This is a genomic window from Streptacidiphilus sp. P02-A3a, assembly GCF_014084105.1.
Lineage (GTDB): Bacteria > Actinomycetota > Actinomycetes > Streptomycetales > Streptomycetaceae > Streptacidiphilus.
Map to the genome: position 1 here is coordinate 1,607,468 of NZ_CP048289.1, position 26,082 is coordinate 1,633,549.

General features: G+C 70.8%; 33 protein-coding genes. 12 read left to right on the forward strand and 21 right to left on the reverse strand.

Annotation, left to right across the window (positions count from 1 at the left end; genetic code table 11):
- The first annotated feature begins 157 nt into the window (after positions 1-157).
- The gene (locus tag GXP74_RS07305) at positions 158-1,462 is read left to right on the forward strand and encodes a lipase family protein (protein ID WP_182450576.1); all 1,305 of its coding nucleotides are present in this window, start codon (positions 158-160) and stop codon (positions 1,460-1,462) included.
- Between the two features lie 46 nt (positions 1,463-1,508).
- On the opposite strand, the gene GXP74_RS07310 is transcribed toward GXP74_RS07305, so the two are convergent.
- The 5 genes from GXP74_RS07310 to GXP74_RS07330 form a co-directional block, all read right to left on the reverse strand.
- Positions 1,509-1,982 carry an OsmC family protein gene (locus tag GXP74_RS07310; RefSeq protein WP_182450577.1) on the reverse strand — a complete coding sequence of 158 codons (474 nt, stop codon included), beginning with the start codon at positions 1,980-1,982 and terminating at the stop codon, positions 1,509-1,511.
- 51 nt (positions 1,983-2,033) lie between these two features.
- Positions 2,034-3,044, reverse strand: a complete 1,011-nt coding sequence (locus GXP74_RS07315) for a hypothetical protein (RefSeq protein WP_182450578.1) — start codon at positions 3,042-3,044, stop codon at positions 2,034-2,036.
- Between the two features lie 13 nt (positions 3,045-3,057).
- Positions 3,058-3,564 carry a SigE family RNA polymerase sigma factor gene (locus GXP74_RS07320; RefSeq protein WP_182450579.1) on the reverse strand — a complete coding sequence of 169 codons (507 nt, stop codon included), beginning with the start codon at positions 3,562-3,564 and terminating at the stop codon, positions 3,058-3,060.
- A gap of 172 nt (positions 3,565-3,736) precedes the next feature.
- A complete protein-coding gene (locus tag GXP74_RS07325) occupies positions 3,737-4,789 on the reverse strand; it encodes an NlpC/P60 family protein (protein WP_182450580.1) in 1,053 nt (350 codons plus the stop codon).
- A 357-nt stretch (positions 4,790-5,146) separates the two neighbouring features.
- Positions 5,147-5,779: an HAD-IA family hydrolase gene (locus GXP74_RS07330; RefSeq protein WP_182450581.1), complete on the reverse strand. Its 633-nt coding sequence runs from the start codon at positions 5,777-5,779 to the stop codon at positions 5,147-5,149.
- Between the two features lie 317 nt (positions 5,780-6,096).
- Here GXP74_RS07330 and GXP74_RS07335 point away from each other — a divergent pair, with 317 nt between their 5' ends.
- A complete protein-coding gene (locus tag GXP74_RS07335) occupies positions 6,097-7,056 on the forward strand; it encodes a hypothetical protein (RefSeq protein ID WP_182450582.1) in 960 nt (319 codons plus the stop codon).
- Between the two features lie 44 nt (positions 7,057-7,100).
- Here the strand turns inward: GXP74_RS07335 and GXP74_RS07340 are convergent, their stop codons facing one another.
- The 5 genes from GXP74_RS07340 to GXP74_RS07360 all read right to left on the reverse strand — a co-directional run bounded on the left by GXP74_RS07340 (position 7,101) and on the right by GXP74_RS07360 (position 9,441).
- Positions 7,101-7,310, reverse strand: a complete 210-nt coding sequence (locus tag GXP74_RS07340) for a DUF397 domain-containing protein (RefSeq protein WP_182450583.1) — start codon at positions 7,308-7,310, stop codon at positions 7,101-7,103.
- Positions 7,311-7,346: 36 nt separating this feature from the next.
- On the reverse strand, positions 7,347-7,556 hold the full coding sequence (locus GXP74_RS07345) for a DUF397 domain-containing protein (protein WP_182450584.1): 210 nt from the start codon (positions 7,554-7,556) through the stop codon (positions 7,347-7,349).
- Positions 7,549-8,388 carry a helix-turn-helix transcriptional regulator gene (locus GXP74_RS07350; protein ID WP_182450585.1) on the reverse strand — a complete coding sequence of 280 codons (840 nt, stop codon included), beginning with the start codon at positions 8,386-8,388 and terminating at the stop codon, positions 7,549-7,551. Before GXP74_RS07350 ends, GXP74_RS07345 begins: the two co-directional genes overlap by 8 nt.
- Before the next feature lie 340 nt (positions 8,389-8,728).
- Positions 8,729-9,001 (reverse strand): hypothetical protein, encoded by a 273-nt coding sequence (locus tag GXP74_RS07355; RefSeq protein ID WP_182450586.1) that lies wholly within the window; start codon positions 8,999-9,001, stop codon positions 8,729-8,731.
- Positions 9,002-9,060: 59 nt separating this feature from the next.
- Positions 9,061-9,441 (reverse strand): VOC family protein, encoded by a 381-nt coding sequence (locus tag GXP74_RS07360; RefSeq protein WP_182450587.1) that lies wholly within the window; start codon positions 9,439-9,441, stop codon positions 9,061-9,063.
- A 380-nt stretch (positions 9,442-9,821) separates the two neighbouring features.
- Between GXP74_RS07360 and GXP74_RS07365 the strand changes: the two genes are divergently transcribed.
- Positions 9,822-10,664, forward strand: a complete 843-nt coding sequence (locus GXP74_RS07365; RefSeq protein ID WP_225447777.1) for a hypothetical protein — start codon at positions 9,822-9,824, stop codon at positions 10,662-10,664.
- A 155-nt stretch (positions 10,665-10,819) separates the two neighbouring features.
- Here the strand turns inward: GXP74_RS07365 and GXP74_RS07370 are convergent, their stop codons facing one another.
- The gene (locus GXP74_RS07370; protein WP_182450588.1) at positions 10,820-11,575 is read right to left on the reverse strand and encodes an XRE family transcriptional regulator; all 756 of its coding nucleotides are present in this window, start codon (positions 11,573-11,575) and stop codon (positions 10,820-10,822) included.
- A gap of 211 nt (positions 11,576-11,786) precedes the next feature.
- Here GXP74_RS07370 and GXP74_RS07375 point away from each other — a divergent pair, with 211 nt between their 5' ends.
- Complete coding sequence (locus GXP74_RS07375) at positions 11,787-12,644, forward strand: radical SAM protein (protein ID WP_225447778.1); 858 nt, start codon at positions 11,787-11,789, stop codon at positions 12,642-12,644.
- 1 nt (position 12,645) lies between these two features.
- The gene (locus tag GXP74_RS07380) at positions 12,646-13,446 is read left to right on the forward strand and encodes a protein kinase (protein ID WP_182450590.1); all 801 of its coding nucleotides are present in this window, start codon (positions 12,646-12,648) and stop codon (positions 13,444-13,446) included.
- Between the two features lie 35 nt (positions 13,447-13,481).
- On the opposite strand, the gene GXP74_RS07385 is transcribed toward GXP74_RS07380, so the two are convergent.
- Positions 13,482-14,108 (reverse strand): TetR/AcrR family transcriptional regulator, encoded by a 627-nt coding sequence (locus tag GXP74_RS07385; protein ID WP_182450591.1) that lies wholly within the window; start codon positions 14,106-14,108, stop codon positions 13,482-13,484.
- Between the two features lie 87 nt (positions 14,109-14,195).
- On the opposite strand from GXP74_RS07385, the gene GXP74_RS07390 reads away from it, so the two are divergent.
- Positions 14,196-14,630, forward strand: a complete 435-nt coding sequence (locus GXP74_RS07390) for a nuclear transport factor 2 family protein (protein WP_182450592.1) — start codon at positions 14,196-14,198, stop codon at positions 14,628-14,630.
- Positions 14,631-14,676: 46 nt separating this feature from the next.
- Positions 14,677-15,432 (forward strand): MBL fold metallo-hydrolase, encoded by a 756-nt coding sequence (locus tag GXP74_RS07395; RefSeq protein WP_182450593.1) that lies wholly within the window; start codon positions 14,677-14,679, stop codon positions 15,430-15,432.
- Between the two features lie 11 nt (positions 15,433-15,443).
- Here GXP74_RS07395 and GXP74_RS07400 read toward each other — a convergent pair whose 3' ends face one another.
- Positions 15,444-15,941, reverse strand: coding sequence for a hypothetical protein (locus GXP74_RS07400; RefSeq protein WP_182450594.1), 498 nt, complete (start codon positions 15,939-15,941; stop codon positions 15,444-15,446).
- Between the two features lie 172 nt (positions 15,942-16,113).
- Here GXP74_RS07400 and tpx point away from each other — a divergent pair, with 172 nt between their 5' ends.
- Positions 16,114-16,617, forward strand: a complete 504-nt coding sequence (gene tpx / locus GXP74_RS07405) for a thiol peroxidase (protein WP_182450595.1) — start codon at positions 16,114-16,116, stop codon at positions 16,615-16,617.
- 70 nt (positions 16,618-16,687) lie between these two features.
- Positions 16,688-17,224 (forward strand): GNAT family N-acetyltransferase, encoded by a 537-nt coding sequence (locus tag GXP74_RS07410; protein WP_182450596.1) that lies wholly within the window; start codon positions 16,688-16,690, stop codon positions 17,222-17,224.
- A gap of 38 nt (positions 17,225-17,262) precedes the next feature.
- Here GXP74_RS07410 and GXP74_RS07415 read toward each other — a convergent pair whose 3' ends face one another.
- The 4 genes from GXP74_RS07415 to GXP74_RS07430 all read right to left on the reverse strand — a co-directional run bounded on the left by GXP74_RS07415 (position 17,263) and on the right by GXP74_RS07430 (position 19,898).
- On the reverse strand, positions 17,263-18,192 hold the full coding sequence (locus tag GXP74_RS07415; RefSeq protein WP_182450597.1) for a hypothetical protein: 930 nt from the start codon (positions 18,190-18,192) through the stop codon (positions 17,263-17,265).
- A 68-nt stretch (positions 18,193-18,260) separates the two neighbouring features.
- Positions 18,261-18,767: a SigE family RNA polymerase sigma factor gene (locus GXP74_RS07420; RefSeq protein ID WP_182450598.1), complete on the reverse strand. Its 507-nt coding sequence runs from the start codon at positions 18,765-18,767 to the stop codon at positions 18,261-18,263.
- Positions 18,768-18,841: 74 nt separating this feature from the next.
- Positions 18,842-19,447 (reverse strand): YdeI family protein, encoded by a 606-nt coding sequence (locus GXP74_RS07425; protein ID WP_182450599.1) that lies wholly within the window; start codon positions 19,445-19,447, stop codon positions 18,842-18,844.
- Positions 19,437-19,898: a YchJ family protein gene (locus GXP74_RS07430; protein ID WP_182450600.1), complete on the reverse strand. Its 462-nt coding sequence runs from the start codon at positions 19,896-19,898 to the stop codon at positions 19,437-19,439. The genes GXP74_RS07425 and GXP74_RS07430 overlap by 11 nt, the downstream gene beginning before the upstream one ends.
- A gap of 82 nt (positions 19,899-19,980) precedes the next feature.
- Here GXP74_RS07430 and GXP74_RS07435 point away from each other — a divergent pair, with 82 nt between their 5' ends.
- A complete protein-coding gene (locus tag GXP74_RS07435) occupies positions 19,981-20,643 on the forward strand; it encodes a 4'-phosphopantetheinyl transferase superfamily protein (protein ID WP_225447779.1) in 663 nt (220 codons plus the stop codon).
- 51 nt (positions 20,644-20,694) lie between these two features.
- Here GXP74_RS07435 and GXP74_RS07440 read toward each other — a convergent pair whose 3' ends face one another.
- Positions 20,695-21,180 (reverse strand): FBP domain-containing protein, encoded by a 486-nt coding sequence (locus GXP74_RS07440; protein ID WP_182450601.1) that lies wholly within the window; start codon positions 21,178-21,180, stop codon positions 20,695-20,697.
- A gap of 71 nt (positions 21,181-21,251) precedes the next feature.
- On the opposite strand from GXP74_RS07440, the gene GXP74_RS07445 reads away from it, so the two are divergent.
- Both GXP74_RS07445 and GXP74_RS07450 read left to right on the forward strand, forming a co-directional pair.
- A complete protein-coding gene (locus GXP74_RS07445; RefSeq protein ID WP_182450602.1) occupies positions 21,252-21,821 on the forward strand; it encodes a TetR/AcrR family transcriptional regulator in 570 nt (189 codons plus the stop codon).
- A 59-nt stretch (positions 21,822-21,880) separates the two neighbouring features.
- Entirely contained in the window at positions 21,881-23,017 is a 1,137-nt protein-coding gene (locus GXP74_RS07450; protein WP_182450603.1) for a dihydrofolate reductase family protein, read from the forward strand.
- A 66-nt stretch (positions 23,018-23,083) separates the two neighbouring features.
- Here the strand turns inward: GXP74_RS07450 and GXP74_RS07455 are convergent, their stop codons facing one another.
- From GXP74_RS07455 to GXP74_RS07465, 3 genes are all read right to left on the reverse strand, one after another.
- Positions 23,084-23,488 (reverse strand): globin, encoded by a 405-nt coding sequence (locus GXP74_RS07455; protein WP_182450604.1) that lies wholly within the window; start codon positions 23,486-23,488, stop codon positions 23,084-23,086.
- An 81-nt stretch (positions 23,489-23,569) separates the two neighbouring features.
- The gene (locus tag GXP74_RS07460) at positions 23,570-24,607 is read right to left on the reverse strand and encodes an FHA domain-containing protein (protein ID WP_182450605.1); all 1,038 of its coding nucleotides are present in this window, start codon (positions 24,605-24,607) and stop codon (positions 23,570-23,572) included.
- Positions 24,608-24,702: 95 nt separating this feature from the next.
- Positions 24,703-26,082 carry a VWA domain-containing protein gene (locus GXP74_RS07465; protein ID WP_182450606.1) on the reverse strand — a complete coding sequence of 460 codons (1,380 nt, stop codon included), beginning with the start codon at positions 26,080-26,082 and terminating at the stop codon, positions 24,703-24,705.

The window sequence follows — 26,082 nt, forward strand, 5'->3', positions numbered from 1 at the left end:
CCATCCGGCCCCGCGCGGCGGCTCCTTTTCCGGCCCTGGACGCTGCCGCGCCCGGCCGGGGGAGGGGCGGCGAGACGACACGCGATCCCATATCACTATAAGACGGACAAAATGACCCTATGGTGATCGCGTCATCTCTCAAGTGATGGGAAACCTGATGAAGGCTTGGCTACGGGCGACCGCTGCGGCTGCGGTCGCCGCGTTCGTCACTCTGCCGGTGCTGGGCACACCGGCCGTCGCGGACGCGGACAAGGGGGTCCCCTCGGCGCAGTGCGCGGCCGGGGTCCGGGTCGGACCGGACGGGGCGGGCTTCTACAACCCGCCGTCGCCGCTGCCCGCCGGTGCGCACGGCGACGTGATCTGGGCCCGCCGGGTCGCGGCCCCCGAGCACGCCGAGGCCTGCCGGATCCTCTACCTCTCGACGCTGCACGACGGTCGGCGGGTCGCCGTCTCGGGCCTGGTGGTCTGGCCGACCGGGCAGGCGCCGAAGGGCGGCCGCGACGTGGTGGCCTGGGCGCACGGGACGGTCGGCGGTCCGCGCCAGTGCGCGCCGTCGGCCGCGCCGGATCCGGCCCAGAACCTCGTCGACTACTACACCTACAAGAGCCCCTACCCGATCGACGTCGGAGTCCCTGCCCTGACGAAGTTCCTCGCCGCCGGTGACGTGGTGGTGGCCACCGACTACCAGGGCCTGGGGACGCCGGGCGTCCACCAGTACGTGGTGGCCGACACCGAGACCCACAACGTGCTGGACTCGGTGGAGGCGGCGCGTCGGCTCCAGCCGGTCCACGCGGGCAACCGCCTCGCGGTCCTGGGCTGGTCGCAGGGCGGCGGCGCGGCGCTGTTCATCGGTCAGAACGTCCGCTCCTACACCCCGGGGCTGGACCTGGTCGGGGTGGCCGCGCTGGCCCCGGCGGCCGACCTCGGCCCGCAGTTCGAGGGCCGGGTCCTGCCCGGCCCGCGCAACGCCTCCTCGGCCGCGCACAGCGCCGCGCTGCGGATCAACGTGTACCGGGGCTTCCTGGCCGCCTACCCCGAGCTCAAGGCCGGCGACGTGCTGAAGCCGGCCGGACTGGAGGGGCTGAGGGGCGACGGGGTCGCCTGCCTGTCGCACTTCGCCGACGTCATCCAGAGCAACGTCGCCGACGTGCACAAGCTGGACACGCTGTTCAAGCCGCTGCGCGAGGTCCCGGAGGCCTGGCACCGGCGCCTGCACGAGAACACCCCCGGCTACGTGACCACGGTCGCCCCGGTGCTGGTCATGCAGGGGACCGCCGACACGGTGATCAACCCCCACTCCACCGCCCAGTACGTCAGGCGGGCCTGCACCTTCAGCCAGCCGGTGGAGTACACCACCTACCAGGGGGCGACCCACAACACGGTCCCCTTCGACGCGCAGAAGCAGTACGTGCCGTGGATCGCCGCGCGGTTCGCCGGGAAGCAGGCCCCCTCGAACTGCTGACCCGCCACCGGGCCGCCGCCGGACCCGGCGGCGGCCCGGGGAGTGGCTAGCCGACGGTGACCACCGGCTGGTGGGTGATCGGGAAGTTCACCGAGCGGGCGATGAAGCAGACCGCGTGCACCTCGCCGTGCAGGGCGACGGCCTTGTCCACCATGGAGGCGTCGGCGACGGTCACCTCCGGCCGCAGCGTGACCGAGGCGAACTGGCCCCCGCCGCCGGTCGCGTCCATGGCCATCACCCCCTGCGCCTGGTCGGCGTAGTCGGTGACGACGACGCCGTTGACCGCGCACAGGTGCAGGTACCAGAGCAGGTGGCACTGCGACACGGACGCCAGCAGCAGTTCCTCCGGGTTCCACCGCGCCGGGTCGCCCCGGAACGCCGGGTCCGCGGACGCCGCGATCGGCGCCTTCCCGTCGGCCAGCACCTCGTGCGCCCGGCTGTACGTCCGGTACCCGTCCGTGCCGGAGCCCTGGTTCCCGGTCCACTCCACCGTCAGGTGGTAGCTGTGCGTCGTCGTCATGCGCCCAGAGCCTACGGTCTCCGGGTGGACGCCGGTCGGCGCGGTCGGCGGTTACCGGTTGCCGGTGGTGAGGACGTCACGGGTCCAGTCGGCCGGGTTGGGGCCGAGGGAGGTGACCTCCTTGAAGTAGGACGCGGGGTCGCCGGTGACCGGGGTGGTGTTGCTGTTGGTGGAGATGGTGACGGTGATCTTGAGCCCGTCCAGGATCCTGGTGACGGACTTCCGGGGGATGGAGTCCTTGGCGATCCCGTCGCCGGGGGAGTCGGCGGGCACGGCGACGACGCCGACGTTCTCGCCGTTGATCTCGGTGCCGATGACGGCCGAGCTGAACGTCCCGTCCACGGTGGTGTACGAGCCTTCGGGGGTGGCCGGGTTCGTGCTCTGGCCGCTCCACCGGAAGGGCAGCGGGATGGCCTTGGCGGAGCCGAACACCAGGTGCTGCGCGACCTTCAGGGTGTCGGCCAGCGGCAGGACGTCCCCCGAGAGCTGGACCCACTGGCCGCTCGCGGACTGGAAGTAGACCTCGTTCCCGCTCACCGAGCCCGGGCCGTTGGCGCCGGCGGCCCGGCTCCGGGTGTAGGCCGGATGGCCGTTGATCTGTCCGCTGACCCGCATGCCCGTGGTGGACGTCTGCGTCTGCACCCATCCGCCGGTGGAGAGCATGATGCTGCCGATGCCCGGGGTGTCGCCGCTCGGCCCGACCACGGCCTGCTCGATGGTGTTGCCCATGTACGTGACCTGGTTCATCCCGGCCGGGAGCCAGCCGAAGGTCGCGGTCGGGAGCAGCGGGTCCCGTCGGGCGTCGGTGGTCGGGGCGGTGCTGGTCGCGGCCGGTCCGACCTGCGCCGGTGCGGTCGGGCCGTGGGCCGCGAGCAGGGTCGGCACGAGCGCGCCGGCCAGGCAGGCGGTCGCGGTGGCGGCGGCCGCGCCGCCGAGGCGGCGGCGGGTGCGGCGTCGGCGTCCCTCGGTCAGGACGCGCCCCAGGTCGATGGTGTCGGCCGGTGCCGGTTCGGTGAGCATGCTCGCGAAGGCGTCGGCGACGTGCGTGGTTTCGATCTGCATGGCGGTGTGTTCCTCAGTCCTGGATCGCGGGTTGGCTGGCGACGGTCGCGCGCAGGCGGTCCAGGCCGCGCGCGGTCTGGCTCTTGACGGTGCCGGGTGAGCAGTTGAGCGCCTCGGCGGTCTGCTCCACGGAGAGGTCGCAGTAGAAGCGCAGCACCAGCGCGGCGCGCTGCCGCGCGGGGACCTGGGCGAGGGCCTCGGTCAGGTCGAGGGAGCTCTCGTCGAAGCCGAGGGAGGTGACCGGCTCGATATCGGCCTCCTTCAGCGATATCCGGGCCCACCAGGTGGTCTTCTGTTCGTTGAGGAACGTCCGGACCAGGATGGTGCGGACGTAGGCGTCGAGATGGACCGCCTTCTTGGCCCGGCCCCAGTGCAGGTAGAGCTTGAGCAGGGTGGCCTGGGCCAGGTCGTCGGCCCGGTGCCAGTCCTGGCAGAGCAGGTAGGCGAGCTGCCGCAGCCAGACCCTTCGGGCGTGCACGTACTCGGTGAATTCACGGTCGTGCCTGCTGGGTTTCGCCATGGTGGTCCTTGGGGTCGGTAGCGCCGCGCTCTTCACACGGTAAACAAGATTCGACGCGGCCCGGGTTGCAAGGATTCGGGGAAAAGCACGGAGCGCCCGCCAGGGCGAAGCCTGGCGGGCGCTCGGTGGTGCGGCAGTTGTCAGTACCTGTGGCGGAATGTCCGCCCAGGGGTCACATCCGGCGGATGGCGTCGATCGGGCCGAAGTCGCTGAGCGGCATGAGTTCGACCACCCAGCCGTCGGCCGGGGCGTTCAGCAGCATGCCGTTGCCCGCGTACAGGCCGACGTGGTTGTAGCCGTCGAGCACGATGATGTCGCCGACCTTGGCGTTCGCGAGACCGTCGACGGCGCTGCCCTCGGAGGCGTCGTCCGCCGCCGAGTGCGGCAGGGCGATGTTGGCGTGGGCGTAGGACCACATCACCAGGCCCGAGCAGTCGAAGCGGGTCGGGCCGGCGCCGGTGAAGTAGTAGGGGTCGCCCATGACGCTCATGGCCGCCTGCATGGCCGTCTGCGCCTGCGGGGATATGCCGCTGAGGTCGATCAGGCCCTTGTTCAGCGAGCCGTCGTAGCCGAGGTCCGAGGCGCAGTCGTTGCCGCAGTTGACGCCGCCGGTGCCGGTGGTGTTGCCGCCGGTGTTGCCGCCGGTGTTGCCGGTCGCGGTGGGGCCGTTGCCGCCCATGCCGCCGCCCTGGTTGACCTGCGCGCGCATGACCGGGGTCAGCGACTGCACCAGCGCCTGGGCGGCCTTGATCTTCGCCACGCTGGTGGCCTTCGCCGCCTGCATCTTCTGCAACAGCGCCTGCTGCTGCGTCAGTTCGGCGGTGGCCTCGGCCTTCTCCCGCGCCATGACGGCTTCCTGCGACTGGAGCTCGGTCAGCGCCGCCTGCTCGGTCGCGGACAGCTCGCCCTGCGCGGAGGCGTCGTTCAGGAAGTCCGTGGGGTTCGACGAGAGCATCAGCTCGACCGCCGGGTCGATCGAACCGCTCCGGTACTGCGCCGCCGCAGTCGCGCCGAGCTGGCCGATCTCCTGGTTGATCACCCCCTGCTGCCGGGCGACCTCCTGCTGGATGAAGCTGACCTTCTGCTGGAGCGCCTGCTCGCTGGTCTGGGCCGTGTCGTACTGGTTGGCTGCCGCGTCCGAGGCCTGACGGTCGGCGGTCAGCTCCGCCTTCGCCTGGCTCAGCGTGAGCTGTGGCGCGGCCTGGGCCGCACCCTGCGCGGACATCACGACAACGGTCGCCGCCGCCATGGTGTAGACCGAAGCGCGCGCACGGCTGGTCGGTTTCGGACGACGGTGTGAGGCCACGAAGGCTGTTCCCTTCCTGCTACCACCAGGATCCTGCGGGGCGCATCCCCCGAATACCGCGCCCCGGATCCACAGTGGGAACCCCCGCTTCGCCCGGTCGAGCGATAGTCAGGACAGAGGTTCGAGAGCAGAGACTAGTAAGGACGTTATCAATCTGTCATCCCCACGGCGAAATCAGCCCGCTTATGGGGCAGATGTCCCGGGTTGGCACACCAGCTGACCGCCGGGTGGAGGAGAGTGGTGCCCTTTGGGGTGCGCCGGGCCCGGCGCGCCCGCTCAGGCGGCGCTGACGGCCAGCGGGAGGCCCAGCTGGGACTCGATCTGGCGGATCGTCTCCGCAGGGTCCTGGGCGTGGATCGTGGCGATGCCGAGGGCCTCGGCCGGGGGCAGGTTGGCGGCGGTGTCGTCGACGAAGACACAGGCCGCCGCCGGGAGGCCCATCAGCTCCAGCATGGTCAGGTACAGCTCCGGGTCGGGCTTGCGGGCGCGGTAGTGCTCGGAGATCAGCACGGCGTCGTAGTTCGCCGCCAAGTCGTAGCCCTGGTACGGGTCGCAGGGCTCCAGGCCGAGGCTGTTGGAGAAGATGCCGACGGTGATCCCGGCCGCCCGGGCGGCCCGCGCGGCGGCGATCACCGACGGTTCCGGATGCAGCTCCTCCAGTACCCGCCCGAGCAGTCCCTCGCCGTCGACGCCCAGCAGCGCGCCGGTGCGCTCGTTCCACTCGGTCTGGCTGACCGCGCCCCGCTCCAGCGCCCGGTACAGCTCGGAGCCCTCCGGGTGCCGCGAGATCATCCGCAGCAGCGTCCCCTCGGGCAGCCCGGCCCGGCGGTCGAACGCGACCGCGCAGGCGGGGACGCTGGTGGTGAGCACACCGCCGAAGTCGAGTATCAGGCCCGTGCGCTGGTTCATGCGGGTCTCCGGGAGGGTCGTGACGAGGGGGCGCCGGACGCCGCCACCTGCGGACGGTGCTGAACCTACAGCGTGGGCGGGTCCCACCGAACCCCGGGCACGGCGTGTGCGCGGGCGGGCGGGACGGGGGGCGCGATGAGCGGCGAGGACAGTGGGACCGACGGCGCGCTGGATCTGGCGGACGCGCACCCGGACCAGGTGCGGGCCCGCACGCCGGTGCTGGAGCGGGCGGAGCAGGCGGGCGGACAGAACTGATGGGGTGCGGCACGGCGCCCGCTGATCGACTACGCTCCGTTCAGTTCTAGGGGGGGAACTGGATGAGCACGGTGTTGACCGAAGAGCCGGTGGCCGCCGAGCGGGCGGGCGGCCCGCTGCGGCGGGTACTGTCGGCCGCCGGGGTCGGCGTTGTCGCCGGGACGGGGCTACAGCTCCTGACCACACTGCTGCTGGAGTCGCCCTCCTGCCGGGACGCCTCGGGCTACGGCTGCCTGGGCGTCGCGCTCATCTGGTCCTACGTCGTGATGGTGCTCAACTTCCTGCTCACCTGGGCGGCCCTGCGCGTCCTGCGGATCGCCCCGGCCTCGCTCACCGCGCTGCTCGGCACCGGCCTGTACTGGTACCTGCCGCACATCGTCACCGTGCTCCGACTGCTCCCCGGCGGCCCGACCTGGGTCGAACTCATCCTGCGGGCAGGGGCGTTCGCGCTCGCGGCGTGGGGCACGCTGCCGCGCGGATCGCTGCTGCCACGGGCCGCCGCAGCCGTCGCGCTCGTGCTGCTGGTGCCGCTCAACTCGGCGGCCGAGACCCGGGCTTCGCAGAGCAGCCAGGACAGTGACCTGACGGCTTCTCACATCCCGCTGCTGGGACCGCAGTTTCCCACGAACTGGCACCTGGAGGGCGTCGGCACGGAGACCCTGGGGACGGACACCACCTTCTACTACCGGGTCTCGCCCGACTTCCCGGGCAAGGGCGCGGTGACCATGGCCCAGATGCAGCAGCAGGTCCAGGTGTTCGTCGGCGCGGTGCAACCGGGGTTCACCCCGCCCTCCCACTGCACCGCGCTCACCAGCGGCACGCCGCTGCCCTCGCCCGCCTGCGCGCCGGTGGCTCCCGGGGTGTGGCGGCACGCGGACTACCAGTACGTCGAGTACTTCGCCCGGGTCGGCGACACCGTCGCCGTGATCCAGGGCGTCACCCCCGCAGTGAGCGAGAGCTTCCTCCGCGAGCTCGCGGTCAGCATGCGGGTCCGCACACCGTCGTACTTCACCGGCGGCTGAGCCCCCTGCCGTCCGTCGGTCGACAGGGGGAGGTGACGGCTTTCTCAGGTGCTGGGGAACTCGCCCGCCTTGACGGCCTCGACGAACGCGCTGAAGGCGTCCGCGCCGAAGACCAGCGCGGGGCCCTGCGGGTCCTTGCTGTCGCGGACCGGGACGGCGCCGGGGATGAAGCCCGGGGCGGTCTCGATGCAGTCGCCGCCGTCGCCGCCGCTGTAGCTGGACTTGCGCCATGGTGCCGAGTTGAGGTCAGTCATGTGCGCTCTGCCTTTCCCTGAGGGTGAGGAGTTTGGTCAGGTGCTGGGGAACTCGCCCGCCTTGACGGCCTCGACGAACGCGCTGAAGGCGTCCGCGCCGAAGACCAGGGCGGGGCCCTGCGGGTCCTTGCTGTCACGAACCGGGACCGCGCCAGGGATGAAGCCGGGAGCGGTCTCGATGCAGTCGCCGCCGTTGGCACCGCTGTAGCTGGACTTGCGCCACGGTGCGGAGTGGAGGTCAGTCATGTGTGCTGTACCTTTCCCTTGCTTCCCTGATCAGGGCGGCCGAATCGCGGGCTGACAGTGCGTCGGCCCTCAGCCGATCATAGTCCCGCTGGTGCTTTGTCAGGACCTTCGGATCGTTGCTGAAATGCCCCATGTCGAGGGATTCCGAGTACACCCAGCGGTCGCCGTTCGGCATGACGATCAGCGACATCGGCGTGTTCGGCTCGTGCACGTGGTGCAGGGTGAAGGGAACGATCTGGATGTGGACGTTCGGCAGCGAGCCCGCAGCCAGCAGGTGGTCCATCGACTCGCGCATGACCTCGTTGCTGCCGATCACATGCATGAGGCAACTCTCGTCCAGCAGTACGACGTAGAGCGGCCCGTCGAGCTCCAGGAACCGCGACTGGCGCCCCATTCGCCCCTCCAGATTGTCCTCGGCGGCCTGTTCGTCGCCCTCGGAGTATCGCTCGAACAATGCGCGGGCGTAGGCCTCGGTTTGCAGCAGTCCTGGGATGAGCTGCGTCTGGTACTGGTGCAGCTCGATCAGCCGGGCGTCCATCGCCGCCCGCCGCCGGAACCAGTCGGGGAAGAACGAGAGCCGGGTGGTCCACTTGATCCGCTGATGCAGCCGCACCAACTCCCCGCGCCCGGACAGGAAGTCGTCGAACTTCTCCACCATCTCCTTCCTGGGGACTCGTTTCCCGGACTCGAACTTCGTGATCAGCGAACGCTCGGCGTGGATCAGCTCCGCGAGGTCGTCCTGGGTGAACCCCGCGTCCGACCGCTTGATCCTCAGCAGCTCGCCGAACACCGCCCCGGGCGTCTCCGCACCCTCGTTCTCTCGCTTGACCATGACTGTCCTCCCCATGTCCCAGAAGTGATCTGATGCCCCGTCAGTCTCCGCGTCCAGGCGGTCGAGTCAGCCACGGACGGTATTCATACAACTACCATCAGTAGCGGTGCTCGGGCATCGTTCTCTCCCGAAGTCCACCCGAATCAGACGTCGCCCTGAATTTAGACCTGATGTGGCATCAGTCTGGCCGTTTCACCCCTTCTTTGGCCGGGCCACTCTTGCCGGTGTCCCCCCATGTGACAGTTTCCGAAGTGTCCCGTCGCGGGACACGACCTCAGCGGGGCCGATGTGCCCGCTGTTCGCGCCGGAACTGACGCCCCCTCGCCGCCGGGGAGCAGCGTCACCACGGGATGGACAGGTGGCCGAACAGGACATGCAGGATCGCCGAGACAATCACGACGCTCAGCACCACGACCGCCTGCGCCAGGAACACGCCCGCCGCGACGCACAGCAACCGCCGTGACACCGGTCCCCGCCACCGGGTCACGCCGACGCCGACTGCGGCTCCGGCGACGGCGAAGACCAGCAGCACCGGACCGTCGCCGGACGTCCGGGACAGGAACGCGCTGTCCAGCACGGCGGTCAGCCCGCCGCACAGCACGATGCCGACCACGTCGGCCCTCCGCGACCCCCGCGCGGTCGGACGCGGCTCGCGCACCACCGGTCCGGGCATCACAGGGTCTTGAGGCGGGCTTTGAGCAGGCAGAACTCGTTGCCCTCGGGATCCACCAGGACGTGCCACTGCTCCTGCCCGGTCTGACCGATCTCGGCCGGGCGCGCACCGAGCGCCAACAGCCGTTCGAGCTCGGCGTCCTGGTCGCGGTCGGTGGGGTTGACGTCGAAGTGCAGCCGCGACTTCCCCGGCTCCGGCGCGTCCCGGCGACTGAGGAAGATCGTCGCCTGCGCACCGCCGAAGCCCTCGCGCGGTCCGATCTCCATCGAACCGTCGTCCTCCCGACCGAGCACCACGAAGTCCAGCACCCCGCACCAGAACCGCGCCAGCACCTCGGGCTCCCGACACCCGATCACGAGCTCACTGATCCGACACGCCATCACACAACCTGCTCTCCACCAGAACCACCAGCACAACCCCGCGACCGTACCGGACCCCCAACCCCAGCGAACCGATTTCCGCCGGTGCAGCTCCGCCGCCATCACCTTCGGCTCGATGCGACAGCAATGGACAATGGGGTCGGCATCCCCGATGCCGAGCACATCACCGCCGCTGCTGCGGGAGGAACAGGCCCGATGACCGCGCCCACCACCGACACCGACGCGGCGATCCTGCGCGCGCACCTGGCTGCCACCCTGGCCGACGAGGGGCCGCTGTCCGATCCGGCCTGGCGGACCGCAGTGGAGACCGTACCCCGGCACCGCTTCGTCCCCGGCTTCTACCTGCCCGCCGACCGGACGGACGCGCACGGGCTGACGGTGTGGCAGCCCGTGACGCCGACATCCACGCGGGCCAGGACGTGCTGGAGGTCGGCACCGGCGCCGGCTACTCGACCGCGCTGGCCTGCCAGCGCCTGGGGTCCGACCACGTCACCTCCATCGAGGTCGACGACCGGCGGCTGGGGCAGGCCGCAGAGGCCCTGTACTCCCTGGACTACATCCCCGACCTCGCGGTGGCCGACGGCCTGTTCGGTTACCGGCCCACCGCCCCCTTCGACCGGATCGTCGCCGCCTGCTCGGTCCGGCAGCTGCCCGCTGCCTGGACCGCGCAGACCCGGCCCGGGGCGAAGATCCTGACCACGCTCGGCGGCTGGCTCTACGGCTATGCCCGGGTCCTGGCCACCGTCGACGGCGACGGCACCGCGTCCGGGCCGCTGCTGCCAGGCACCGTCTCGTTCATGGCCGCCCGCGCCCAGGAGCCACCCGCGTTCGGCAACCCCGCGCACTGGGCCCGGCTGCTGGACAGCACCGGCCGGCCGGCCCGCCACCACCCCGACCGGATCACCGCCGCCACCAGCGAGGCGTTCTTCACCCGCTTCCTGGTCCAGTGCACGATCCCCGACGCCCAGCTCAGCGACCAGGGCGACGCGCTCTACCTGGTCGACGTCGTCTCCGGCTCCGTCGCCGCCCTCACCCGTGACGACCAGGGATGGCGGGTCCGCGAGGGCGGCCCGCGCCGACTATGGGAAAAGGTCGAGACCCTGCTCGACGCCTACGACGACGCCGACTGCCCGGCCCCCGAGACCTTCACCCTCGACATCACCCCGGCCGCGCAGATCCTGCGACACCCCGCCCTGCCCGAACTCCACCTCCCCCGCCCCTGACCCGCCCCCCAACCGCCTCGCCGGACGCGCTTTCCGAGGACGCCGCCGGGGCTCAGTCACCCGGGTGCGTCTCGCCAACCGAGTTACGAGACAGCCTTGCATGCTGCCTTTCCGTGGCTGGTAGGGGGCTTTCGTGCGCTTGTGGCGCAAGCCGATCAGGTGGGTGGGGCAGTGTACTTCTCCAGGGTTGCCTTGCTGGTGCTGGCATCCACGAACGAGAGCGTCCACGGACCTGTGTTGACGTCAAACTCCTTGCCGAAGCCGACCCACTTACCGGCCATTCGCCGCCCCGTTGGCTCGACGAGCAGTTGAATCGCCCCGTGGTAGCGGGCCCCGTTGTAGTAGCCGTCTACTGCTGTTTGCTCGGTCCACGTTCCTGTGACCACGTTTCGATCAACCGTCAGGTCCAAGGTCAGCGGACTGTCGGGGTTGGTGGACGTCCCCGGCAGTGAGCGCCCCGTGAGCCGGTTGCCATGCTGGATCAACACGACGAAGTGCGCTGCGGCGAAGGTGTCGCCCCTGCTTGAGGAAAAGTACTCGTACCGGCTGAGCCATACCCCTGAATGATTGGCTGCTGGGGTCGGCGGAGCTGCTACGGGGATCGGGTCTGTCCCATCTTCGATCCGCAGGTCGTGCCCCCCCTGCCCGTCGGCTGACACCCGCACTGAGGGAACTGGGATGCGGAAACCCAGGGACTCAAGGGGAAGCCCCGTCAGGGTTTCCAGCGCGCGGGCGTAGACCGTCCGGGGGTAGGCCACGGTCCCGGATTCCCAGCGCTGTACCAACCGCTTGTTGGCGTCGTTGGGTTCCCCGGATTCCACCCCGACTCGGCGAAGTTCGCGGGCCATGTCGTCCTGACTCAACCGCAGCCCTATGCGGACCGTTCGGAAGGTGTCGTTGGGCGTCGTCATACGATCACGGTAGACCTCCCACCCGGACAATGACACCGAATTGACGCCCTAGTGACGTCAGTTGTGTCGTCGCGATGAGGCGACCCCGCTCCGGACCATGTTGACCATAAGACTCCTGCCCCGAGCACGTGATCATCCCGTGAATCGGGGCGGGCTCCCAGCTCCGGCAGCCATCCGGCTCACCGGTACTGCACCACCCGATAGAAGGGCAGTGACAGTGACCACCACCATCGAACCGTCGCAGGGCGGGAAGACCCGCGTGCGGCTGGTCTCCTTCGACCTGACGCGCAAGTGCCAGCTGGCCTGCACCCACTGCTACAACGAGTCCGGCCCGGGGGGCACGCACGGCACCATGGCCCGCGACGACTGGTTCCGGGCGCTGGACCAGGCCGCCGAGTACGGCGTCTCGACCGTCCAGTTCATCGGCGGGGAACCGACGATGCACCCCGACCTGCACCACCTGGTCGACAACGCGCTGAGCCTGGGCATGCAGGTGGAGGTGTTCAGCAACCTGGTTCGGGTCACGGACGCCGACTGGGCGTTGTTCGCGCTCCCCGGTGTCTCCCTGGCGACGTCGTACTACTCGGACCGGGCGGAGGTCCACAACGCGTTGACCGGCCGCGCGAGCCATCACAAGACCCGCGCCAACATCGAGCGGGCCGTGAGCCGGGGCCTGCCGCTGCGGGTCGGCATCATCGTGGGAGAAGGCGACGATGGAGCCGCAGCGCGGGCGGACCTGGAATCCCTCGGCGTGACCAGGGTCGGTATCGACCATGTTCGAGGGTTTGGACGCGGGCAGGGCGAGCACCCCGCGTGCGATGTAACCGCGCTGTGTGGCCGCTGCGGGCACGACCGCGCCGCCATCGGACCGGACGGCGAGGTTTCCCCCTGCACCATGTCCGGGTGGCTGAAGGCCGGTAACGTCCGGATGTCGCCGTTGGCCGATATCCTGAGCGGGGAGGAGATGGCCGGGCTCACGGCCACCATCCCGATGCTGGCCGACCCGTGCAGTCCGAACGACACATCTTGCGCACCCGACGCCTATCCGTGCTACCCGTCGAACGAGTGACATGAACCCTGAGATCCAGGAGCTGATCGCCCCGTACACGGGGACTGTCCGCCGGGTTGCCGTGATTGACGCCGGGTACCGTGCCGACGTCACCGCGTCTGTGGAAGCTGATCGCGGCCGGTTCTTCGTTAAGGCGTTCAAGGAGGCCGGGACCGTCTCCGAGCCTCGCGAGGTGGCACTCAACCCTTACGTGGCGGGCATTGGACCGGCGCTGGTCGGGCATGCCAGGTCGGAATCCTGGACGGCTCTGGTCTACGTGTTCATCGAAGGGCGTCACGCCGACTTGAGCCCCAGCTCTCCGGACATCGCCCGCGTGGTCTCCCTGATTGACCACGTCGGGCGTGTGCGGCTACCGGAAAGCGGTCCGTGGCGACACCGCACCTGGCGCGATGTGGCTACAGCGGACGAGGCCCGACTGTTGGACGGTGGCGCACTGCTGCACTCCGACATCAACCCGGAGAACTTCCTGGTGGATGGCACTCAGGCATGGCTGGTGGACTGGTCGTCGCCCTTTCTCGGCGCTGCGGTGGTCAACCTCGGTGAGTTGGTCACTCAGCTCATCGCGGCTGGCCACAGCCCGGCGGAGGCCGAGCACGCCGTGTCCGGGTGCGAGGTGTGGGCGGATGCCGAGCCCGGGGTGATCGATGCCCTTGCCCGGGTGCTGGCGCGCATGCATCGCGGATGGGAACGTGACCGTCCGGGTTGGCGTGCCAGGTTCCCGGAGGGCTCTTGGCACAGGGCCATCAGTCCAGCGGTCGAGGCTTGGGCTTCCTACCGGTTGTCCACTTCTGGGCACGACTAGGCGAGGAACAGCGCCCGAACGGGATGACAGCCGGGTCATCCGGAGCCGGGTGGTTGTGCCTGGGGCTCGGCGGTGCCGGTCCCGAGCGTGAGTGCTCGGTTGAGGGCGGCTTGGGTGTCGGCGGCCAGCGTGTGGGGGTTGTTGCCGAGGCGTTTGGCGGTCTGGTAGCAGGCGAGGGCGATCTGCGAGGCGAACCGGGCGGTGGTTTCGTCGGATCCGCGGTGGGTGAGAAGTTCGCACAGCTTGTCGGCGACCTGCTGCATCTTCACCGCGTCGCGCGCACGCAGCTCCGGGTGCTGCTCGATGAGCTGGAAGTGGCGGGTGTAGGCGTCGGGGTCGGCGGTCGCCCGGGTGCACAGGGCGAGCAGGACGGGACGGAGTTGTTCGAGGGCCCCGGCAGCATCGCGCGGGGCGGGGGCGGCGTCGGCGTGGCCGGCTGTGGTGATCATGTCGAGCAGTTCCTGCTCCCTGGCGAAGACGACCTCCTGCTTGTCGCCGAAGTGGCGGAAGAAGGTGGTGCGGCCGACTTCCGCGCGCTCGGCGATGTCGCCGACCGAAACCCCGTCGAAGCCCCGTTCGAGGAACAGCTCCCGGGCGGCCTCGATGATGCGCTGGCGGGCCTGGCGTTGCTTGCGCTCCACGAGCGAGAGGGACGGGGTCATGGCGGCAAGCATACCAACCCCGGCTCACCGTTCCAGAGGGTACGCGGTATGTTACGGTACCGAGTACCAGAACGAACGGAGCACGCAATGGCGCACGAGCTGCACGCGGAAGACCGCCTGGCGATCGGCGAGGTCCTGTCCTTGCAGGGGCACCTCATCGACGGAGGCCACCTGGGCCGGCTCGGGGAGATCTTCACCCCCGACGTCGTCTACGACATGAGTGCCTTGGGAGTAGGAACCTTCGAGGGGATCGAGGCGATCAGGAGCGCCGCCCTGCACCTCGGCCCGGGTAACCCCATCGCCCATCACGTGACGAACGTCGTCATCAGCGGCGAGAGCGACGGCACGGTGACCGCGCTGTCCAAGGGCCTCGTGCTCAGGGCGGACGGGACACTCGCCAGCGTGAACCACCACGACTCCCTGCGGCGTCACGACGGTGGCTGGCGTATCAGCCGCCGGGTCATCTCCCCGCAGCGCACGCCCTTGGGCGGAGTCCACCTCGCCGACGCGGGCGACCGGTGAGCTCGCCCTGCCCAACGGCCACCATCCGCCAAGTGAGGGAACAGCCATGACCGAATCGCTCGTCATCACCCGGGTCACCCACAGCTGCCACCTGATCCAGATAGGCGACCAGACCGTGCTGACCGACCCCTGGTTCTCCCAGCGCGCCATGTACCACCCGGGTGAGCCGATCGCCTTCCAGCCGGAACAGCTGCCGCACCTGGACGCCGTCGTGATCAGCCACGAGCACTACGACCACTGCGACCTCGACGCCTTCCGCCGCTACCGCGACAAGGACGTACCCCTCCTGGTCGCCGGGCCGGTCGTCGACAAGGCCCGCAAGGCCGGCTTCACCAACGTCCGCGCGCTCGAACCGTGGCAGTCCGCCCGGGTCGGCGACCTGACCATCGCCGCCGCCCCCGGCAAGCACGGCGTCTACGAGGTCACCTACGTCATCAGCGGCGGCGACCGCAGCGTCTACTTCGCCGGGGACACGCTGCTCATCCCGGAGTTGCACACCCTGACCGACCGCTACGGCCCGCTGGACGTGGCACTGCTTCCCGTCAACGGCTTGACCATCCGGATGGCGCGCAACAAACAGGTCGTCATGAACGCCGAAGAGGCCGCCGAACTCACCGCCACCCTGCGCCCGAAGCTCGCGATCCCGCAGCACTACGCCTTTACCGGCGGCACTGTGGGCGACAGGCTCTTCCTCAAGAGCGACAAGGACCCCAGCCTGTTCGTCGAGGCGGTCAATCGTCTCGTCCCCGACGTCCCGGTCAAGGTCATCAACCCCGGACAACCACTGACCGTCGCCCCCTGACCCGACCGCCCTCAGCGGTCGGCGTCCTCGCTGACCGGGGAGGCGGCCACGGCCGCTTGCCAGCGGTCGCGGATCTGCTGCACCTTCGCCGCGAACTCCGGATCCACGCTGGACCGGTACATCCCGGAGGTCATCGGGGCGGGTAGTTTGCGCCGCTTGCCCTGGACGGTCCTGATCCTGACCCGGGTGGTGGAGCTTCCCCTCGCGGACTCGGTGAAGACCTCGATGTCGGCTATCTCCTGCCACGAGTACCGGGACCGCCACCACGGCCGCCGGAGCGTGATCCCGGCGTCGCCGACGACGCTGCGACTGAGCGCGTCCAGGGCCACGAGCAGCAGGAACAGGGCGAACGGCACTTCGAAGAGCCCCAGCCCCCAGGGGTTCGACGGGCGGTGCCCACCGGTGATGGCCGTCCAGCCGACGGCCATCACCACCGCCATGACGCCCAGGATGGTGAACCGGTTCTTCTGCTGGGCGCGGGTGAGTCGATAGGTGCTGGTCACGGCCATGGCGTGAATGATGCCGCAGCGTCCACGGGCTCGCGGCAGCGGGCCGGACCCGGACGGTGAGGGGGCTCGATCCGGACGCTGCGGGGCCCGTGGCCCCGCCGACGACGGCGAGCGGCCAGAATGGGGAGCGCAGAACCCCGCACCACTCGTCTACCGTTTCAGGAGTCACTTCATGTCCAGCACCGTCACGTTCAGGGGCACTCCGATCACCGTCGAGGGCACCTTCCCCGCCGTTGGTACCGCCGCCCCGGCCTTCTCCCTGGTGTCCAAGGACCTGGGCGACGTCACCCTCAAGGACTATGCGGGTCAGCGGAAGGTCCTGAACATCTTCCCCAGCATCGACACCGGCACCTGCGCGGCCTCCGTGCGCAAGTTCAACGAGCTGGCCGGCGGCCTGCCCAACACCGTTGTCCTCTGCGTCTCGGCCGACCTGCCGTTCGCGCAGGGCCGGTTCTGCGGCGCGGAGGGGCTGGAGAACGTGGCGACGCTGTCCACCATGCGCGGCCGCGACTTCCTGTCCACCTACGGCGTCGCCATCGCCGAGGGTCCGCTCACCGGCGTGGCCGCCCGCGCGGTCGTCGTGCTGGACGAGAACGACCAGGTCATCCACGCGGAGCTGGTCAGCGAGATCGCCCAGGAGCCCAACTACGACGCCGCCGTCAAGGCGCTCGGCTAGTAGTCACCTCGGGGGCCCCCTTTTCGGGGGCCCCTTTCGCGTGCTCGCGGAGCGGGGAGAGCATGGGTTCATGACAACCATCGAGACCCCCCGACTGCTGCTCCGCCGCTGGCGTGACGAGGACCTGCTGCCCTTCGCCGCGATCAACGCCGACCCCGAGGTGATGCGCTGGATCGGCGACGGCTCGGCCTGGGACGAGGCGCGGACCCGCGAGGCCCTCAAGCGGATCGAAACGCACTGGGACGAGCTGGGCTTCGGGCTGTTCGCGGTCGAGGTCAAGGAGACCGGCGAGCTGGCCGGGTTCACCGGCCTGTCGGTGCCGCACTTCCTGCCGGAGGTGATGCCCGCCGTCGAGATCGGCTGGCGGCTCGGCCGCCCGTTCTGGGGACAGGGCCTGGCCACCGAGGCGGCCCGGGCCGCGCTCGACCAGGCCTTCCGTGGCTGGGGCCTGGAGCGGGTGGTCAGCATCCTCCAGATCGGCAACCTCGGCTCCGAGCGGATCATGGTCAAGCTCGGCATGCGCCGCGACCGCGACCTGATCGCCTCCGGCACCGGCCGCGAGACCCGCGTCTACGCGCTGACCGCCGAGGAGTACGCCGCGCCGTGACGGCTGCCGCGACGTCCGTGTTCAACTGCTGCCGGTGCTCAGTTGACGGCGCGTGACGACGCCTGCGCGCCGATGGTGGTCGCGGCGGCCCGGCTGGTGGCGCAGACGAACCCGGCCCCGGAGGCCAGTTGGGTCGCTGTCGCACCCGGGTTGATCATCGCGCCCCACGGGCAGGGCTCCGGCAGCGACTTCCACACCCGGTCCCAGGCCGGGGTGGAGACCAGTGCGGTGGCCTGGGGCAGCGTCAGCGCCTGCCGCGAGGTCCCGGTCGTCTCGATCAGGCTGACCGACTGGCCCTCCGGGCCGTTCCAGTACAGGCTCCAGGTGGTGATCCCGGCCCCGGTCGTCGGGGCCAGGTCCACGAGGAGGGTGCCCCCGGCCACCGGCGTGCTGGTGCAGTCGTCGTAGGGCGCGACGGCGTGCCCGGGGCAGCGCGCGGTGAGGGGGGAGCCCTGCACGCTCAGGCTGACCATGGAGGCACCGGCGGGGGTGGTGAGCTCCGTCGCCAACCGGGTGTTCCACCTGCCGCTCGGCGACAGCTCGGGCGCGACCACCGCGTCGTCACCCTCCATCGTGGTCCGGGATCCGGCCGGGACCAGGGAACTGAAGGTCTGTAGCAGGTAGCCCGGCATCCAGGCCGCCGTGGTGTTCGTGCTGCCGCCGGAGGCGCTGTCCGAGGCGTCGGGTGTCGCGGTCGCGGTCGCCGTCGCGGTGGTGGTTGCCGTGGTGGAGGCGGTGACGTCCATCGAGGTGGTGTTCGGGGTGCCGGCCAGCAGCGCGATCCGGACGGCGGCGGTCAGCACCAGCGCGACGGAGAGCGCCAGCGTCCGCCGGAACGTGGTCCGGCGCCGGATCCGCAGCCCCCGCTCCACCCCTTCCGCGTACAACTCCGCCGGGGGCGGTTGCACGGCCGATCCGGCCGCGTCCTGGAGTGCCCGGACGAAATCGAACTCAATGTCCGATGGCATGCCGCATACCTGTCCTTCTTCGATCATCGATGATCTTCGTGGTCCGATCGGCGATCGGCGATCGGCGATCAGTGCTCGGCGAGCTCAGCGACACTGCTGCTGCCCAGCACCCCGCGCAGCCGCTCCAGCGCCCGGCTGCTGCGCGAGCGCACGGCCGTGGACGACAGCTGGAGGGCCGCCGCCGTCTCCTCCACGCTGCGGTCCTCCCAGTAGCGCAGCACCAGCACCGCCCGGTCCTGCGGCGGGAGTTGCCGCAGCGAGGCCAGCAGTGTCAGCCGCAGCGCCGGATCCCCGTCCCGCGCCGGGTCCTGCGCCCGCTCGGCCAGGACCTCGGTCGGCAGCTCGCCGCTGCTGCGTTTGCGGCGCTGCGATATGAAGACGTTGACCAGCACCGTCTGCGCGTAACCGGCGGGATTGTCGAGCCGCGACAGCCGCCCCCAGGCGGCGAACATCCGCCCCAGTACCTCCTGCACCAGGTCCTCGGCCAGATGCGAGTCTCCGGCCGTCAGCAGGTACGCCGTCCGGTACAGCTGGCTGCCGCGCCCGACCGCGAACTCCTGGAAGTTGTGCTCCATGCCCGTCTAACGCCGCGACCGGCGCTTTCTGTCGCAGCCGCGGCCCTGCCGGACTATCGAGGGCCGGGCCGCGGTCAGTTGAGCGTCCGGCCCTCGGCCAGCATCGCCACGAAGGTCTCGATGCGTCGGGCCCGGGTCTCCGGGCGCTTGGCCTCGTGGATCCGGTAGAGGACCGCGTAGCGGTTCTGGCCGCCCAGGGTGGCGAAGAACTCGGCCGCGGCCGGGTTCGCGGCCAGCGCCAGCGCCAGATCCTCCGGGACCCGCGCGTTGCCCGGACTGTCGTACGCGGCCTCCCAGCGGCCGTCCGCCCGGGCGCGTTCGACCTCGGCCAGGCCCTGCGGGCGCATCCGGCCCTGCTCGGTCAGCGCGGCGACCTTGTCACAGTTGATCTTCGACCATCTGCTCCTGGCCCTGCGCGGGGTGAACCGCTGCAACCAGAAGGCGTCGTCCAGCTTGCGCTTCTGGCCGTCGATCCAGCCGAAGCAGAGCGCCGAATCCAGCGCCTGCGGATAGTCGAGCGCGACCAGGCCCGGCGCCTTCTTCCGGAGCTTCAGCCAGATCCCGGTGGAGGAGTCGTGGTGCTCGGCGAGCCACCGCTCGAAGTCCTCGGCGGACTCGAACGCGATGATCTCCGGACCGTCGGTAGACCCGCTGTCGGTCGCGCCGCTGTCAGTCGGCATCGATGCTCTCCCCGTCGAGGTAGACCCAGGCGCCCTGCTCGCGGACGAACCGGCTGCGCTCGTGCAGCACGTCCTGCCCACCGTGGTCACGGTAGTACGCGCGGAACTCCACCACGCCCTCGGTGTGGAACGCGCTGCCGCCCTCGGTGTCCAGGATCTCCAGCCGCAGCCAGTGCTGCCCCGGATCCAGCCCCAGCCCGCCGGGCCGGGTCGACGAGTGCCAACTGCGCAGCAGGTACGGCTCGTCGCCGACGGCGAAGGCGCTGTAGCGGGACCGCATCAGCGCCTCGGCGCTGGGCGCGGCGGCCCGGCCCTGGTGGAACGCCCCGCAGCAGGCGCCGTAGCCGCGCCCCGACCCGCACGGGCAGGGGCTCTCCGACGTCGGTGTCCGACCCGCCTCCGGTCGCTGTCCGCCTGCCCGCCGTGCCCGCTGTGCCCGTGCCTTCGCCATGTCCGGCATTCTGCCCGACCGCTCCCGGACCGGCAGTTCGGATGCCCTGACCGGAGTACGACCGAGCGGTTAGAGTCGTCCCGTGGATCAGGAACTGGCAATACCGGAAACCGGAGTGGTGCATCTGTGGATGCGCGACACCGCCGCCGTCCCGACCGAACCCGACGTGCTCGACGCGGAGGAGCGGGAGCGCGCCGCGCGCTTCGTCCGTGACTCCGACCGCGAACGCTACACCGCCTCCCACCTGCTGCTGCGCCGCGTGCTCGCCAAGTACGCAGCGGTACCACCGGAGTTGCTGCGCTTCACCCGCGAGGAGTGCCCCTGCTGCAGTGAGCCGCACGGCCGCCCGGCCCTCGGCGGCATCCCCGGCGCCCCGCACTTCTCGCTCTCGCACGCCGGACCGCTGACGCTGATCGCGGTGGCGTCCGACCCGGTCGGCGCAGACGTCGAGGCGCACCCGAAGGCGTCCAGCGTGGCCAACCTGGTGAGCGTGCTGCACCCGGCCGAGCAGGCCGAGCTGACCGCCGCGCAACTCGACCCGAAGGCCTTCGCCCGGCTGTGGACCCGGAAGGAGGCCTACCTCAAGGGCCTCGGCTCCGGCCTGGGCCGGGACACCAAACTCGACTACGTCGGCGACCGGCAGCCCGGCCCCGAGGGCTGGACCCTGGCGGACACCCCCGCGCCCCCCGGCTTCTCCGCCGCCATCGCGCTGCGCGCCGCCACCCTCCACTTCGACACCCACTGACCGCGCACGGCCGTCCCGGCCGTCCCGGCGGGGCCGGCGGCCCCGCCGGGGTCAGCCGGTCACCTTGCCGATGAACGCGGCGACGTTCGCCACCGTCCGCTGGATCTTCTCCTCCAGCGTGAGCGACTCCTGGAGCCGGGCCCCGGCGCCCGCGTCCCGCTTCCCCCGCACGTACAGCGAGCAGGCGAGGTCGTTGCAGAGGTAGGTGCCGACCGAGTTGCCCTGCTGCCCGGCCTTGCCCGCCCTCGGCGCGACCATCAACGAGACGCCGCCGGTGTGCGCGGTCAGGCAGATCGCACACATGCTGCGGCGCATCCCCCGCTGCGCGGGACTGCGCAGCGCGATGGCGGTCGGCCTGCCGTCGAGCTCGATCGCCAGATAGGCGCGGTCGGGGGCCTGTGGATCTCGCCAACCGAGGAAGTCCAGGTCCTCCCATGGCTGTTCGGCCAGGTCACGCGGTACGGCCAGCCGCTTCGCCTGCCCCTTGGTGCAGTTCACGAACGCGTCCCGGATCTCTTGCTCAGTCATCGGCTTCATGAAAGGCATGCTAATTTGCCTATAGGTTTTAGGCAAATGTATGGTTGCTGATGTCGAAGAGGAGAATGGGTATGGCACGTGCCGGACTGACCGCCGAACGCCTCACCCGGGCGGGGGCGGACCTGGCCGACGAGGTCGGCTTCGACCAGGTCACCGTCTCGGCGCTGGCCAGGCAGTTCGACGTCAAGGTCGCGAGCCTGTACTCGCACCTGAAGAACTCGCAGGACCTGCGGACCAGGATCGCCCTGCTCGCCCTGGAGGAGCTCGCCGACCGGGCCGCCGACGCGGTGGCCGGGCGCGCGGGCAAGGACGCGCTGACCGCCCTGGCCAACGTCTACCGCGACTACGCCCACGAACACCCCGGCCGCTACGCCGCCGCCCAGCTCCGGCTCGACCCGGAGACCGCCGCCGCGAGCGCCGGAGTCCGGCACGCCCAGATGACCCGGGCGATCCTGCGCGGCTACGACCTGGCCGAGCCCGACCAGACCCACGCCGTGCGGCTGCTCGGCAGCGTCTTCCACGGCTACGTGACCCTGGAGCTGGGCGGCGGGTTCAGCCACAGCGCCCCCGACACCCAGCAGACCTGGTCCCGCACCCTGGACGCCCTCGACGCGCTGCTCCACAACTGGCCCGCGCCCTGAGCGCGGCGGTGCAGCCGGTCCGGGACCATGGGTGATCGCGCGTGTGGCAACGTTGGGGCATGACCGTACGACGTCCCTACGTCCTGCTCAGTGTCGCCATGTCGATCGACGGGCACATCGACGACGCCACCCCGGAGCGGCTGGTGCTGTCGGGCCCGGAGGACCTGGACCGGGTCGACCGGCTGCGGGCCGGGAGCGACGCGGTCCTGGTCGGGGCGGGGACGCTGCGCGGGGACAACCCCCGGCTGCTGGTGAACTCCCCGCTGCGGCGGGCCGAACGGCTCGCGCTCGGACTGCCCGCGCATCCGACGCGGGTGGTGCTCTCCGGCGGCGGCGCGCTCGATCCCGGGCTGCGCTTCTGGCACCACGGCGACGAGCGGCTGGTCTACGCCCCGGACCAGGCGCTGCCCCGGCTGACGGCGCTGGACGGCCTGGCCGAGGTCGTCGGCACCGGCCCGACCCTGGACCTCGGCGCGGTCCTGGACGACCTGGGCGGGCGCGGGGTGCGGCGGCTGATGGTCGAGGGCGGCAGCTCGGTGCACACCCAGTTCCTCACCCAGGGCCTGGCCGACGAGATCCAACTCGCGGTCGCCCCCTTCTTCGTGGGCGTCGACGCGGCCCCGCGCTTCGTCAACGCCGGACGCTTCCCGCAGGACGCGCTGCACCGGATGATCCTCGCCGAGACCCGCACCGTCGGCGATATCGCGCTGCTGCGCTACCTGGTGCCCCGGCCGAGCGACCCGTCCCGGCTGAACGAGGCCGACCGGCGCCGACTGGGCCGCGCCGTCGAACTGTCCCGGCTCTGCCCGCCGTCCGAGACCGCCTACTCGGTCGGCGCGCTGATCGTCGCCGAGGACGGCACCGAGCTGGCGCGCGGCTACTCCCGCGAGACCGGCCCGACCGTGCACGCCGAGGAGGCGGCGCTGGCGAAGATCGACCCGGCCGACCCCAGGCTCCGTGGCGCCACCCTCTACAGCACGCTGGAGCCCTGTAGCGCCCGGGCCTCCAGTCCGACACCGTGCGCGCGGCTGGTACTGGCGGCCGGGATCCCCCGGGTGGTGCTGGCCTGGCGCGAACCACCCCGGTTCGTCGCCGACTGCCAGGGCGTGGAACTGCTGGAACAGGCCGGGGTGACGGTGCTGGAGTGCCCCGAACTCGCGGCCGAGGCGCGCGAGGTCAACGCGCACCTGAACTGAGGCGGCCCCGGACCTCGGCAGCTCGGACCTCGGCAGCTCGGACCGAGGCGGCCCCGGACCGAGGGGTCAGCCCGGGGTGTTGATCATCGACATGGCGGCGTAGACCAGGTAGTCCCAGAGCTGCCGGTGCAGCTCCGGGGCCAGGTCCAGGTTGTCCACGGCCGCCCGCATGTGGCGCAGCCAGGCGTCATGGGCGGCCTGGTCGACGGTGAAGGGCGCGTGCCGCATCCGCAGCCGGGGATGGCCGCGCTCGTCGCTGTAGGTGCGCGGACCGCCCCAGTACTGCATCAGGAACAGCGCCAGCCGCTCCTCGGCCGGACCCAGGTCCTGCTCCGGGTACATCGGGCGGAGCAGCGGGTCGGCGGCGACACCCTGGTAGAAGTCGTGCACCAGCCGCCGGAACGTCGGCTCGCCGCCGACCTGGTCGAAGAAGGTCGGCGGTGGCGGGGTGCCCTGCTCGGTCTGGTCCACGTGACCATGGTCTCAGACCGGCGTACGACGCAGCCACCCCGTTCCGCCCACGGGACCGCGCGGGCGGAACAGGGGCCGAGGTCAGGCCCGGTGCACGGTGATCGTGGTCCAGGCGCCGACGTGGATCCGGTCGCCGTCCTGTAGCGGCACCGGCTGGTGCGCGGCGATCGGCTCGGCGGCACCGTTGATGCTGGTGCCGTTGGTGGAGTCCTGGTCGATCACCACCCAGCCGCCGTCCGGCTGCTCCTGGAGCAGCGCGTGCTGGTGCGAGGCGCCCGGGTCCTCCGGGGCTATCGACAGGTCGATCTCCGGAACGGTCCCGCGCTGGTGGCTGCGGCGGCCGATGCGCAGCTGCTGCCGCCCGGTCATCGGCACCCGGCGCTCGGGGGAGTACGGCGGGAAGTACAGCCCGGCGGCGTCGGGGCCGCTGCGCGCCATCATGTCGTCGAAGTACTCGCGGTCGGCGTTGACCACCGCCACCCAGGTGCCCCGGCCGGTCGGCGGCTGCGGCGGTTGCGGCTGCTCGCCGACCGGCGGCTTGAGCATGAAGTCGGTGCTGAAACCGCCGTTGGTGTCGCCGGTGGAGTAGCTGACCCCGCCGTAGGTGCCGGGCGCCCCGCCGTACTGCTCCTGCTGCGGCTGCTGCTGCTGGTACGCCTGCTGCGGCGGTTGCTGCTGCTGGTACGCCTGCGGTTGCTGTTGCTGCGGCGGCTGCTGGTACGGCTGGGACATGCCGCCGTAGTCGGGGCCGGGGCGCGACTGCGGGCCGGGCTGCTGCGGGGCCGGAGGCTGCTGGAGCTGCTGCTGCGGCTGCTGCTGGTAGCCGGTGAAGGCGGGCGGCTGCTGCTGGGCCCGCAGGTCGTAGTCGTACCCGCACTCCTCGCAGTACCGCTCGGTCTGCGGTGTGCTGCAGATCGGGCACATCACCAGCCCGGTGGTGCTCGGCGGGTGCTGCTGGTACTGCGGCGGCACGTGCATCGGCCCGACCGGCGGATGCGGTTCCATCGAGTACTGCTGGGCCGGTGGCTGGACCTGCTGGCCAGGGGCGGACATGGGCCAGCCGCAGTAGTCGCAGTAGTCGGCGGTCGGCGAATCATGGCCCTGCGGACAGATCGGCATGGGAGCCCCCCTCTGGCTCGTGGGTGCGCACCGCCCCGGGCCTGATGGCCCGGGCCCGGTCGCGGCTGCTCGGTGCTGGGACGGTGTCTACTGTTTCACGATTTCTTCACGCGAACGGTCTTGGTCGACCTCGTCTCCAAGGTCTTCGAGTCCTCCTCGCTCACGTTCTTACGGAAGCGAACGGTACCTTCCTTCGCGTTGACGACGTCCACCACCTTGGCCAACAGCTTGAATGTGTCCTCATTGCCCGATTCGTGCGCCAGCTGAACGGCCCGGCCCAGCTTGGAGGTCGCGTTGTCGACGTCCCCGCGCCGGTGGGCGTCCATGCCCTCCTGGATCGCCACCGCCAGGTCGGCCTGCCCGGTGTAGTGCGCGACCTGCGGGTTCATCTTGGTCGAGGCGGAGATGTCGTCCGTCCAGACGGCCTTGACCAGGCCCTGCGACAGGACCTCGGTGCTGCCGTCCGGCTGCGGCACGACCAGGCTGATCCGCCCGGCCAGCATCTCGTTCCCCACCGCCGCCGCCGGGACCTCCACGCAGACGTGGTAGTCGCGGCTCTCGTCCCCCCAGGACCCGGTCGGATAGTCGCCCACCCGTCGCCCGCCGCCCTTGTCCGAGGCGCCGCGCGCCGCACCTTCCGTAGGCCCGCTCTCCTTGCGCCGCCCGGTCAGGTCCTCGACGTTCGGCGCGACCTGCTTGACGAAGCGGACGCTGGCGTTGGCCGGGGTCCACACCCGCAGCGCGACGTCCGCGACCTCCTTGCCCATGGCGTTCTCCATCATCGCGCGGAAGTCGGCGGCCAGGCCGGACGGGTCCGCGACGATGTCGACCGTGCCCAGCAGCGCCGAGGAGATCCGGCGCAGCTCGTCGACCTCCCAGTCGGTGCCGACGCCCCGGCAGTCGGCGGTGAAGTGGCCCTGCACCCGGTCCAGCACCCGCTGCAGGTCGGCCGGCTTCTCGTGCTCGTTGCGGCCGTCGGTCAGCAGGATGCCGTGCCGGATCGATATGTCCCGGCGGGAGAGGAACAGCTGGTCGGCCTTGCTCAGCCAGGTGCCGATGGCGGTCCCGCCGCCCGGGGTGAGCCGCCGCAGCGACTGCTTGGCCTCCTCGCGGCTGCCCGCGTGCGACACCGCCAGCTGTCCGCCGCCCGGGTAGACCTCCTTGGCCTCGTGCGTGCCCGCGATCACCGCGAAGGCCACGCCGTCGCGGACGGCGTCGATCGCGGCGGCGGTGGCCTCGCGCGCCGCGTGGATCTTGGCGGAGGGGTAGTCCATCGAGCCCGAGCAGTCGACCATGATCACCACGGCCGCGTCCGGGCCGTCGCTGTAGTTGCCGACCTGGGCACTGCTGGTCCCGCCGCCGGTCGCGGTGACCGTGACGATCGCGTTGACCTCGCGCGCGCCCTCGGCCAGGTACGCGTTCTGGAAGATGTCGACGGCGAACTGGGGGAGGTTGGACTTGGTCAGCCTGGCCAT

Coding starts and splice junctions, on each gene's coding strand:
- GXP74_RS07305 (WP_182450576.1), top strand. CDS start 158: ATGAAGGCTTGGCTACGGGCGACCGCTGCGGCTGCGGTCGCCGCGTTC.
- GXP74_RS07310 (WP_182450577.1), bottom strand. CDS start 1,982: ATGACGACGACGCACAGCTACCACCTGACGGTGGAGTGGACCGGGAAC.
- GXP74_RS07315 (WP_182450578.1), bottom strand. CDS start 3,044: ATGCAGATCGAAACCACGCACGTCGCCGACGCCTTCGCGAGCATGCTC.
- GXP74_RS07320 (WP_182450579.1), bottom strand. CDS start 3,564: ATGGCGAAACCCAGCAGGCACGACCGTGAATTCACCGAGTACGTGCAC.
- GXP74_RS07325 (WP_182450580.1), bottom strand. CDS start 4,789: ATGTCCGCGCAGGGTGCGGCCCAGGCCGCGCCACAGCTCACGCTGAGC.
- GXP74_RS07330 (WP_182450581.1), bottom strand. CDS start 5,779: ATGAACCAGCGCACGGGCCTGATACTCGACTTCGGCGGTGTGCTCACC.
- GXP74_RS07335 (WP_182450582.1), top strand. CDS start 6,097: ATGAGCACGGTGTTGACCGAAGAGCCGGTGGCCGCCGAGCGGGCGGGC.
- GXP74_RS07340 (WP_182450583.1), bottom strand. CDS start 7,310: ATGACTGACCTCAACTCGGCACCATGGCGCAAGTCCAGCTACAGCGGC.
- GXP74_RS07345 (WP_182450584.1), bottom strand. CDS start 7,556: ATGACTGACCTCCACTCCGCACCGTGGCGCAAGTCCAGCTACAGCGGT.
- GXP74_RS07350 (WP_182450585.1), bottom strand. CDS start 8,388: ATGGTCAAGCGAGAGAACGAGGGTGCGGAGACGCCCGGGGCGGTGTTC.
- GXP74_RS07360 (WP_182450587.1), bottom strand. CDS start 9,441: ATGGCGTGTCGGATCAGTGAGCTCGTGATCGGGTGTCGGGAGCCCGAG.
- GXP74_RS07370 (WP_182450588.1), bottom strand. CDS start 11,575: ATGACGACGCCCAACGACACCTTCCGAACGGTCCGCATAGGGCTGCGG.
- GXP74_RS07380 (WP_182450590.1), top strand. CDS start 12,646: ATGAACCCTGAGATCCAGGAGCTGATCGCCCCGTACACGGGGACTGTC.
- GXP74_RS07385 (WP_182450591.1), bottom strand. CDS start 14,108: ATGACCCCGTCCCTCTCGCTCGTGGAGCGCAAGCAACGCCAGGCCCGC.
- GXP74_RS07390 (WP_182450592.1), top strand. CDS start 14,196: ATGGCGCACGAGCTGCACGCGGAAGACCGCCTGGCGATCGGCGAGGTC.
- GXP74_RS07395 (WP_182450593.1), top strand. CDS start 14,677: ATGACCGAATCGCTCGTCATCACCCGGGTCACCCACAGCTGCCACCTG.
- GXP74_RS07400 (WP_182450594.1), bottom strand. CDS start 15,941: ATGGCCGTGACCAGCACCTATCGACTCACCCGCGCCCAGCAGAAGAAC.
- tpx (WP_182450595.1), top strand. CDS start 16,114: ATGTCCAGCACCGTCACGTTCAGGGGCACTCCGATCACCGTCGAGGGC.
- GXP74_RS07410 (WP_182450596.1), top strand. CDS start 16,688: ATGACAACCATCGAGACCCCCCGACTGCTGCTCCGCCGCTGGCGTGAC.
- GXP74_RS07415 (WP_182450597.1), bottom strand. CDS start 18,192: ATGCCATCGGACATTGAGTTCGATTTCGTCCGGGCACTCCAGGACGCG.
- GXP74_RS07420 (WP_182450598.1), bottom strand. CDS start 18,767: ATGGAGCACAACTTCCAGGAGTTCGCGGTCGGGCGCGGCAGCCAGCTG.
- GXP74_RS07425 (WP_182450599.1), bottom strand. CDS start 19,447: ATGCCGACTGACAGCGGCGCGACCGACAGCGGGTCTACCGACGGTCCG.
- GXP74_RS07430 (WP_182450600.1), bottom strand. CDS start 19,898: ATGGCGAAGGCACGGGCACAGCGGGCACGGCGGGCAGGCGGACAGCGA.
- GXP74_RS07440 (WP_182450601.1), bottom strand. CDS start 21,180: ATGAAGCCGATGACTGAGCAAGAGATCCGGGACGCGTTCGTGAACTGC.
- GXP74_RS07445 (WP_182450602.1), top strand. CDS start 21,252: ATGGCACGTGCCGGACTGACCGCCGAACGCCTCACCCGGGCGGGGGCG.
- GXP74_RS07450 (WP_182450603.1), top strand. CDS start 21,881: ATGACCGTACGACGTCCCTACGTCCTGCTCAGTGTCGCCATGTCGATC.
- GXP74_RS07460 (WP_182450605.1), bottom strand. CDS start 24,607: ATGCCGATCTGTCCGCAGGGCCATGATTCGCCGACCGCCGACTACTGC.
- GXP74_RS07465 (WP_182450606.1), bottom strand. CDS start 26,082: ATGGCCAGGCTGACCAAGTCCAACCTCCCCCAGTTCGCCGTCGACATC.